Annotated in this window: 9 protein-coding genes and 1 pseudogene; 2 read left to right on the top strand and 8 right to left on the bottom strand. The window is 60.5% G+C overall.

Going from position 1 to position 8,860, the window contains the following annotated elements; translation table 11 throughout:
- Positions 1–1,457: VCBS repeat-containing protein (locus J4G14_03495; protein MCE2456859.1), on the bottom strand; the 1,457-nt coding region annotated here is incomplete at its 3' end.
- Positions 1,458–1,563: 106 nt separating this feature from the next.
- Between J4G14_03495 and J4G14_03490 the strand changes: the two genes are divergently transcribed.
- Complete coding sequence (locus J4G14_03490; protein MCE2456858.1) at positions 1,564–2,847, top strand: MFS transporter; 1,284 nt, start codon at positions 1,564–1,566, stop codon at positions 2,845–2,847.
- Between the two features lie 6 nt (positions 2,848–2,853).
- Here the strand turns inward: J4G14_03490 and J4G14_03485 are convergent.
- From J4G14_03485 to J4G14_03460, 6 genes and pseudogenes are all read right to left on the bottom strand, one after another.
- A pseudogene (locus tag J4G14_03485) lies at positions 2,854–3,109 on the bottom strand (HigA family addiction module antidote protein).
- 21 nt (positions 3,110–3,130) lie between these two features.
- Positions 3,131–3,412 carry a type II toxin-antitoxin system RelE/ParE family toxin gene (locus J4G14_03480; protein MCE2456857.1) on the bottom strand — a complete coding sequence of 94 codons (282 nt, stop codon included), beginning with the start codon at positions 3,410–3,412 and terminating at the stop codon, positions 3,131–3,133.
- A gap of 95 nt (positions 3,413–3,507) precedes the next feature.
- On the bottom strand, positions 3,508–4,476 hold the full coding sequence (locus J4G14_03475) for a redoxin domain-containing protein (GenBank protein ID MCE2456856.1): 969 nt from the start codon (positions 4,474–4,476) through the stop codon (positions 3,508–3,510).
- A 465-nt stretch (positions 4,477–4,941) separates the two neighbouring features.
- The gene (locus J4G14_03470; GenBank protein ID MCE2456855.1) at positions 4,942–6,174 is read right to left on the bottom strand and encodes an amidohydrolase family protein; all 1,233 of its coding nucleotides are present in this window, start codon (positions 6,172–6,174) and stop codon (positions 4,942–4,944) included.
- Between the two features lie 67 nt (positions 6,175–6,241).
- A complete protein-coding gene (locus J4G14_03465) occupies positions 6,242–6,718 on the bottom strand; it encodes a VOC family protein (protein MCE2456854.1) in 477 nt (158 codons plus the stop codon).
- Positions 6,719–6,804: 86 nt separating this feature from the next.
- Entirely contained in the window at positions 6,805–7,482 is a 678-nt protein-coding gene (locus J4G14_03460; protein MCE2456853.1) for an HAD-IA family hydrolase, read from the bottom strand.
- 39 nt (positions 7,483–7,521) lie between these two features.
- Between J4G14_03460 and J4G14_03455 the strand changes: the two genes are divergently transcribed.
- A complete protein-coding gene (locus J4G14_03455) occupies positions 7,522–8,439 on the top strand; it encodes an LppX_LprAFG lipoprotein (protein ID MCE2456852.1) in 918 nt (305 codons plus the stop codon).
- On the opposite strand, the gene J4G14_03450 is transcribed toward J4G14_03455, so the two are convergent.
- Positions 8,440–8,856 carry a cobalamin B12-binding domain-containing protein gene (locus J4G14_03450; GenBank protein MCE2456851.1) on the bottom strand — a complete coding sequence of 139 codons (417 nt, stop codon included), beginning with the start codon at positions 8,854–8,856 and terminating at the stop codon, positions 8,440–8,442. It lies immediately after the preceding gene.
- Positions 8,857–8,860: the final 4 nt, after the last annotated feature.

Raw genomic sequence — 8,860 nt, 5'->3', positions numbered from 1 at the left:
GGGTACACGCTGCCTCCCGGGCCGCCTCCTGCTGCAAGCTCCGAGCCGAGCCAGTAGAGGTCTTCGTAGCCGTCGTTGTCCATGTCGAAGAACGTCGCACCGTAGCCGAAGTCGTACGCAGATAGCCCCGTTGGGACAGGCCACGCCGGATCGATGTTCTCGGGGTCGAGTGACTTGGGAGGCATGAGAGCGCTCGGTTCCACGTTGATCTCAGGAGCGACGTCCTCGAAGGCGCCTTTCTCATTCAGCCTGAACAAGGCGTTCAGGCACGATCCCCACGCGAACTGCTCATTGTACTTGCAGTCCGGACCCGGACTAGGCTGGGGCGGGCCGAGCCGAAGGTGATAGCCGACGTTTGAGGCGAACACGTCGAGCTGTCCGTCGGCGTTGTAGTCGCCGACCGCAAACCCCATCCAGTTGCCGACCTTGGGAAAGCCCATCTGCTGTGCAACTGGTTCAAAGCTGATTGAACCCTGAGTCGACCGGTTCCGGTAGAGCTCCAGGTGATCGCCATCTGTTGCAACCCAGAGGTCCGGCAGCCGGTCGTCGTTGTAGTCGAAGAAGACGGCGCCGTGCGAGGGGCCGGTGGGGTCGGCGACGCGGTTGCCTTCCCGGTCCACGTGTGACGGGTCATACCCCTCGTAGCTGACCCCTGACTCGTCGGTGAAGGTCACGGGAGCGCCAGACTGGTCGCGCATCCAGACCTGGTCTCCGCGAACTCCAGCGGACTCTGAAACGTCCTCGAAAGTTCCGTCGCCCCTGTTGCGCAGCATCACGTTGAAGTGGCCCGGATGGTTGGGTCCTCCCAGAAAGAAGAAGTCCTCGTCGACGAGGTTGGCAACGAAGATGTCGAGCCATCCGTCGAGATCGACGTCGGCGCACGTCACTGTCGCGGCCGAGCGAATGTTTGGAGATCCGCCAAACGCAATCTCGGAGATGTCCTCGAATGTGCCGTCTCCGAGATTCATCAGGAGCTTATCGGCGTGTGCCGCCCGCAGCTCCTCGTCGCCAGTCTCCGCCGAACGAAAGTCGAGGCCGTCGCCCTCGACGCCGCGACCGCCAACGTAGAGGTCCTGGTAGCCGTCGTTGTTGAGGTCGCAGGCGACCACACCGCTCGAACCCTGATCTTTGGCAGCTACACCTGCCTCGTCCGCGACATCGATGAACGTCATCTCGCCGTCGTTGCGGAACAGGCGGTTGGGGCGACCGGCCTGCTGCGTCAGGTAGAAGTCGAAGTCGCCGTCGCGGTCGTAGTCGAAAATCGCGACTCCCGGCCTGTAATTAGACACTTGGAATAGCGAGCCCAGAACTGAGGGGGCGACGCTCTCGAATGCAGGCACTGTGGCACTGGAGGAGTCGTCTGTGGCCTCCGGTGTTTCGTCCGAAGAGCACGCGAAGGTGAGCGTGAACAATGCCACAACCGCGAGGGCTGCGATGGGTCGCAGGCTGGTCGTCATGGGAGACGGACGCATGGTACTCGTTGGGCCTGGTTGGCACGCCCAGCGCCCAACCTGCCATGTGATTGCAATAGGGTAACATGGCGGGCGAGATCGGTGATTCACTATGGCAACTGACAAAGAGTCCGGGGCAAGGGTCCGATTTGGGCTGGTGAGCTGGTCGGACATTCTGTGGCTGACTGCGATCAGCTCCACGCTGCTCCTGACGCTTCTTCCGTTCTCCAGCTACATCGTCTCTGTGCCGTTCGTGCGGGACGAATGGTCGATGAACAATACGGAGGCGGCTGTCGTCTTCAGCGCGTACCTCGTGGGCAGCGCGCTGTCCGCTGTCTTCCTGCTTCCAGTCACCGACCGGGTTCCGGCCAGGAAGGTGCTGCTTGCCAGCATCGTGGTCATGGCCGTCGCCAACGTGCTGTTCCCGTTGCTTGCCCGCGACATCTGGACGGCATCACTGCTCAGATGTGCGGCAGGCGCGGGACACGTTGGCGCGTACATTCCAGGAGTCAGGCTGGTTTCGCTGAGATTCGCAGGCAGTATGCGCGGGACGGCGGTGGGTACGTTCGTCAGCATCGGCTTTGTGGGTACGACGGGTTCCTACGCCTTTACAGGTCTGCTGCTAGACCTGACCGATTCGTGGCGGACTGCGTATCTTATCACCTCGCTGGTGGGACTGGTCGGGGTCGCAATAGCCCTGTGGGTGGTGCGCGACAGGCGCTCAGACGAGGACATGACTAACTCGCCGAGATCATGGGGGCCTGACCTGAGAATTCTCAAGGGCGGGTCGATTCTTCTGCTGAACCTCGCCTACGCGCTCCACACGGCAGAGCTATATCTCGCAAGGCTGTGGCTCCCTCTGCTACTGGTGGCCGCGCTCATGGAGAGTGGTCGCGAGCCGGGTGAGGCGGCAGTCATAGCTGCGACCTGGGCGGGCCTCATGTTCATGAGTGGCAGCGTGGGTGTATTCCTCGGCGGAATGCTCTCCGACCGGCTCGGGCGCACAGCTGGCGCAGGGGTCATATTCGCCGTCAGTGGGGCAGTGTCGTTCGTTGTAGGATGGCTGCTGGGGGCACCGCTGATCGTGCTGATAGCGCTGGGATTCGTGTACGGTTTTGCCACGGCAGCCGACTCGGCGATCTACTCCACGGCTGCGACTGAGCTCGCACCGGCGAACCGGATTGGGTCGACGCAGGGAGTCCAGAACTTCATCGGGTTCACAGTCGGGGCAATCGCGCCAATACTGGCCGGGGGAATACTCGATATCGTCGAGGGTGCAGCAGGCTGGGGACTGGCGTTCGGGTTCAACGGACTGCTCGCAGTAGCCGGACTCGTGTCACTATGGATGCTGCGCCGCCACCCGGATGCATCAGAGATGGCAGAAGGCCGCCGCTAACGACAATCATCCGGTACTCGCCGTTGGCAGCTGCCGCACTGCGGCGCCAATTCGTAGCTCTGCTTCAGCCAAGTCAAACTGAGTCTGCAGATTGAGCCAGAACTGCGGGTCGACTCCGAACCAGTGTCCAAACCGGAGGGCGGTGTCGCTGGTCACAGAGCGCTTGCCCGAGATTATCTGGCTGACACGGTTTGGAGGCACATCGATCTCACGAGCAAAGGTTGTCTAGAATCTCCCCGGGGTGAACTGCTCTTCTGAACATTTCTCCTGCTACCTCATTCTTCTAATGATAGTCGACGATCTCAACATCAGTTGGCCCCGATCCTTCCGACCAAGTGAAGCAAATGCGCCACTGCCGGCTGATGCGAATCGAGTACTGACCTCGTCTCGATCCTCTGAGGGCCTCCAGCCGATTGCTGGGGAGTGCACTCAACGTGTCCAGCGCCGGGGCTGCGTTCAGTATGGATAGCCTCTTCGCCGCTTGGCGTTCAAATCCTTGGAAAGCAGGGACGAATTCTCCAGCAGCAAAGCGCGCGGTTCGCCTATCGCGATAGCCTAGGATCATTACAGTGCGAAGTGTAGATCTTGATGACGATGGACGTCAAGCGTCATTCTGAGCGATCGAGGCCATTTGGGATTGGACTAGTGGTGGGACCATGTCTAGTTGCCGTCTTCCCCGTAGGCTCCGAAGGTGAAGGCGAAGACTGAGAAGCGGTCGTCTGCGGGCCTGAGCAGCAAGTCGTGGGAGGTGACGTCAGCCTGCCTGATCAGGCGATACATACGGGCGGAGTCCACGGTGACGTAGCTGTTGCCCTCGTCGTCGTACTGGATGTCCGACCCGGCGGACGCCTGAGGCACCGGGCCGCCGTCGATCTCTACGCGGAAGTCGTACGACTCTCCAGGCATGTGGTTGAGCACCGCGTTCACCTCGTTGGCGAAGAATCGGAAGCCGATGTAGCCTTCGTAGCTGGAATCGGTCGCCGCGTACTCCAGGCTCTCCTCCGTGCTCTGCCACGACCCCTGCAGGAACAGGAAATGGTTCCTGTGCTCGCCGGGATCGGTGTACTCCTGAACTTCACCGGCTGCGTTGTAGAATTCCTCATTGAGGATGTACGCACCACCGAAGTCGATGTTGCGACGTGTCCCAGCGTAGAGCTCCCTTGTCAGGAAATTCTCAAAGTCGGTGGCCTGGGTGCCTGCGATGGGCTCGGGATCTGGCTCTGTGTTCGGGTCGATGTGTGAGACGTCTCGCCCCATCTCCCCCAGCAGGAATCGGATGACAAGCTCTGTGTCGGCGTACGCGCCCTCGCCACGATAGTAGTAGCGAACGAAGCCATCGCCGTCGACGATGTACTTGGTGGGCCACGCCTGGACGCGATATGCGTTCCAGGTCATGCGCTCGTTGTCCTGGGCTACGGCGTACCCGACGCCGAGGTCGGCGACAGCAGCGGCGACGTTTTCGGGCAGCTTCTCGAAGTCGAACTCCGGAGTGTGGACCCCGACGATCAGCAGACCCAGGTCCGCGTACTTTTCGTGCCAGTCCTGAAGGTAGGGCAGGGTGCGTACGCAGTTCACGCAGGTGTACGTCCAGAAGTCGAACAGGATGATCTTGTCCGCGAAGTCGGACACAGTAAGTGGCTCGGAATTTACCCAACCGTCGAGACCGACCGGTGCCGGAGCGGGTATGCGACCGGGAGGCTCGAGTCCGATAACGTTGGGAGGAGTTGGAGACGTCTGTGCTGACTGTGGGGCGACTGTCGGAATGGGGGAGAAGGAGCTGGTGTCGAATGCACCGCCTGCTGGACCGGCATCGTGGTAGCCGTGGGATCAGGAGGGACTAGCGTGCTGGCGGGCGGTATCGGAGTTGGAACCGCAGTAGGCGAGATAGGTGTTGCAGTAGGAGCGGGTAGTGAGGTTGCCGTAGCTACCGGAGCGGCAGCCTTCACTTGGGCAGTCGGTGAAGGCTGAGGCGTGGGAGGCTCCGTTGTGCTTCCGCCGCACGACAGGAAGACGAGCAGGATTAAGGCAGCGAATGCCGAACCTATCCTCATTTTTGAGGACATGCCATCCGTCCCGGGCCGACCAGGACTGGGACTAGATGAGAAGCTCGTTGTCTCGTTTGGCGACTGCGCCCTGCGTAACGATCGTGTTGACGTTGTGAAGCGCAGTGATGTCCTCCGATGGATCTCCGTTGACTATCACGACGTCGGCAGACTTGCCTGCCTCGAGCGTACCAATCTCGTCTTCCAGGCCCAGGCACTCTGCCGAGGTCTGAGTTGAGCAGACGATCGCCTCCATCGGGGAGATGTGCATCTCTTCGACCATGACCTGGGGGATGTACGCGAAGTCGTCGAAGTTGGCGTTGGTCATCCCGGAGTCCATTCCGGTCACGAACTTCACGCCACGGTCCCACATGTCTCTCAGAATCTCGAATCGCCGTGCAGGGTCACCCATGCCCTGTCCACCGCCAGCCCTGACACGGCCACGCAAGGCATTCAACCGTCCGAGCGCGAGGGTGGGATCGACGTAGATACCCTTCTCCGCGATCATGTCGGCGTAGTCGGTATCGTAGTCGTACATATCCTCTTCGTTTTCGGCGAGCCACGAGCAGTGGATCAGGTTGTGGATTCCCGCATCCACGCAGTTCCTGACTCCGGCTGAGGCGTGGCAGTGAGCGGCAACTCGGAGACCAAGTCGTTCGGCGTCAGTGACCGCAGCCTTCAGGGTCTCTACCGGGTACTGTGGCGCCCGGACGTTTGTGCCCGGCGTAAACCCGCCGCCGGTGGACATGACCTTAATGCAGTCCGCGCCGAGCTTGAACTGATTCCGAATCGCGGTGACAACCTCATCGGCGGTGTCGGCTTCCGTGCCGAACATGTTGCAGTGACCGCCTGTAGTCGTTATGGGAGTACCGGCGGCAATCAGCCTGGGGCCGGGAATGATGTTGTTCTCGATGGCAGACTTGATTGGGAGAATTACCTGGTTCCTGCTTCCCAGGTCGCGCATCGTTGTTACGCCGGAACTGAGGGCAGCTCGAACTGCCTTGGTCCCGCGCATGATAAAGGTCTCGTTACTCTCGGTGGTGATGTGCGTGTAGGCGTCAGCCTGGGCGCTACAGTGGATGTGGGAGTGCATCTCGATGAAGCCGGGCATCAGCGTGCCGCCGGCAACGTCGATTACGTCGACATCTTCGCGCTCGCCAATCTGGAGCTTGTCCTGAGTGGTCACCTCCGAGATTCGTCCGTCCTTGACGACTACGGCCGCGTCCTTAACAGGATCGCTGCCTGTGCCGTCGATCAGGCGGTCGGCCTTCAACACTAGCTTCATCTTGATTCGCCCTCCACCTGTGGCGCGGGTCTTACCCGCGGGCCTTATTCGAACTCTTACTTGTGATTTACGAGGCGGGAATTGCCGACCTTGCGATCTCCAGCAGCTCCTCTTCGGAGTCGTCCAGGTCCACGGGGTCGCCGTGAGGCTGCGGCACCGGGAAGCCGGTCTTGTAGTAGACCTCGATGGTATTCCCCTCGGGGTCGGACGCGTACATCCCGAAGGCGTTGCCGTGACTGACGGTACGCTGAATCTCCACACCCTCGTCCTTGAAGACGGTGTGGAACTCCTTGAGTTCGGCGAGAGTGTCAACCTTGAACGAAAGCTGCTGGATGACCTGAGCGTCCGATCCGCCAGTGCGGCCCTTCATGATGACGAACTCGTGATGCTCCTCGTCGGGATGGGCGCTGAGGAAGACCATGCCTCGGCCTTCGATGTCCTCGTCTGCTATCTCCAGTCCCATTACGCGAGAGTAGAAGTCGCGCTGCTTCATCAAGTCGTGAACGAAGATTCCTACGTGTCCGAGTCCGCTGACTTTAGGCATGACGTACTCTCCTTTGTATCGTGTTTGAGGCGGCTAAAGGAGCCGATTCTCAGTTCGTTGGAGTCTATATTAGCTTGAACCCATTATCAAGCTGAGCAGTCCCGACGGTCCGATGCCATGGCGGCCAGGTCCGGGAAGGGAGTTGCTGCCAGGCTGTCCAGGATGACGTCGGCCTTACTCAGGTTGTGGTACTTCGTAACGGGGTTCGGAACAGCGACGGTGAAGAGTCCCGCTGACGTCGCGGCTGCTACGCCGCTGGCGGAGTCTTCGATCGCGATGGCGTGCTCGGGTTCGGTCTTCAGGTCGTACAGCGCAGCCAGGTACATCTCAGGGTTGGGCTTGACGTTGACCACGTCGTCCCTTGTCTTGAGTACGTCGAATTTCTCGTACAGCCCAAGCTCCTTGAGGTTGGAGGCCACCCATCCGATGTCCGAGTTCGAGGCGAGCCCAATCCGGAACCCACTGGCTCGCGCCTCTGACAGATAGTCCTGCACTCCGGGCAGAATCGTGTTGCCGGCAACGTGCTCCCGGTACATCGCTCTGCGTTCTTCCATGAGGCTCTGCCTGTCGAACGAGAGGCCCGTCTGCTTCTCCAGGTCCAGGTGAAAGTCGAAGTAGTCAGCGCCGCCTATGTAGGTGGCGAACATCTCAAGGTCCAGGTGTACGCCGTGCCTGGAGTACATCTCCTCCCATGAGGAGTACAGGGGCGTCTCGGTATCCAGCACGACGCCGTCGAAGTCGAATACTATCGCCAGGTTAGGCATCGGTCTCGCTTTCCGTCGTCTATAATCAGTCGGTCTGCCATGTCCAGAATAGCGAAAATAATGCTCTGTGCGCTCGCCCTGGTGGTCGTTGTCTCGTGCGGTGAGGCCGCGCCCGAGCCAACGCCAACAGGGACGCCTGAACCAACGGCTACCCCAACACCGTCTCCGACAATCACGCCCACTCCGATGCCTACGGCCACGCCGACCCCATCTCCTACGGCGACTCCCACACCGCAGCCGACGGCGCCGCCGCCTGTCCCGACTGAGACTCCTGATTCGGACTCCAGGGATGTCGAGGAGGACTCTGAAGCTGGAGAGAGCGTTCCTGGGGCGGAGCATGTTCTCGAAAACTCAGCGGAGGCGATGTCCCAGGTCGAGTCGTTCGCTTTCGAGGTAACCGGACACCTGTTGGTGGACTCTACGGACAGCGAAATCCAGATTCCCATCACGTACAGCGGGTTCTCTGCTGCCCCGGACAGCAGCGAGGCCAGCCTCGTCCTCAATGTGTTCTTCTTCTCGCTCCAGATCGACCTCATCATCATTGGTGACAGGGTCTGGACGACCAATCCTCAGACCAAAGTGTGGGAGGAGGCTCCGCCTGGCTCTATTGCTCTGCCCAATCCCGCACTGCTCATGGGCGGCGACACTCCGGCGCTGTTAGATCCTGCCATAGAGGGAACTGAAATTCTGGATGATGTGGAGACCCTTCACCTAACGGGCACTCCGCAGATCGAGGCGCTTAGCGGCCTGGGTGATGAGATTGAGTCAGCAGACGTTTGGATAGGCGCTGAGGACTGGCTGGTGTACAGGATCGACGCAGGCGGCGAAATTGACCTCGACGCGCTTGGGCTGCCTCTTGCGAGCGCTGGAATTACAGGAACGGCCGATCTGGTGCTGGAGATTCGGCTCTCAGACTTCGGTACCCCTGTCGAGATAGACCCGCCAGATACGAACTAGCTACAGGCTCTCTGCCCGCTCCGCAGCCAGTTCCCTGACACGGTCTACGATCTCGGACGTGGGTGATCCAGGGCCATACACCGCCTTGACACCCATCGCCTCGAGCTGGATCCTGTCCGACTCGGGGATGATGCCACCGGCCACTACCGAGACGTCGTCCATTTCGTTGAGTCGCAGGCCCTCGAATATTTGCGGGAAGAGATCGAGGTGCGCCCCGGACAGGATGCTCAGTCCGATGACGTCCACATCTTCCTCAAGTGCGGCCTCGACGATCATCTGCGGCGTCTGCCTGATGCCGGTGTAGATGACCTCCATGCCGGCGTCGCGCAGGGCGCGGGCGATGATCTTGGCCCCTCTGTCGTGGCCATCGAGTCCGGGTTTCGCGACCAAGACTCGAACGGGGTATTGATTAGACACGTCA

This window comes from Dehalococcoidia bacterium (genome assembly GCA_021295915.1).
Classification (GTDB): Bacteria; Chloroflexota; Dehalococcoidia; order Lucifugimonadales; family UBA1123; genus VXRN01.
The sequence above is the reverse complement of the archived record's forward strand: the minus strand, read 5'-3'. Positions and strand labels throughout refer to the sequence as shown.

What these genes read in the sequence shown, in the direction of transcription:
- J4G14_03490 (MCE2456858.1), top strand. Translation starts at nt 1,564, where the DNA reads ATGGCAACTGACAAAGAGTCCGGGGCAAGGGTCCGATTTGGGCTGGTG.
- J4G14_03470 (MCE2456855.1), bottom strand. Translation starts at nt 6,174, where the DNA reads ATGAAGCTAGTGTTGAAGGCCGACCGCCTGATCGACGGCACAGGCAGC.
- J4G14_03480 (MCE2456857.1), bottom strand. Translation starts at nt 3,412, where the DNA reads ATGATCCTAGGCTATCGCGATAGGCGAACCGCGCGCTTTGCTGCTGGA.
- J4G14_03460 (MCE2456853.1), bottom strand. Translation starts at nt 7,482, where the DNA reads ATGCCTAACCTGGCGATAGTATTCGACTTCGACGGCGTCGTGCTGGAT.
- J4G14_03465 (MCE2456854.1), bottom strand. Translation starts at nt 6,718, where the DNA reads ATGCCTAAAGTCAGCGGACTCGGACACGTAGGAATCTTCGTTCACGAC.
- J4G14_03455 (MCE2456852.1), top strand. Translation starts at nt 7,522, where the DNA reads ATGTCCAGAATAGCGAAAATAATGCTCTGTGCGCTCGCCCTGGTGGTC.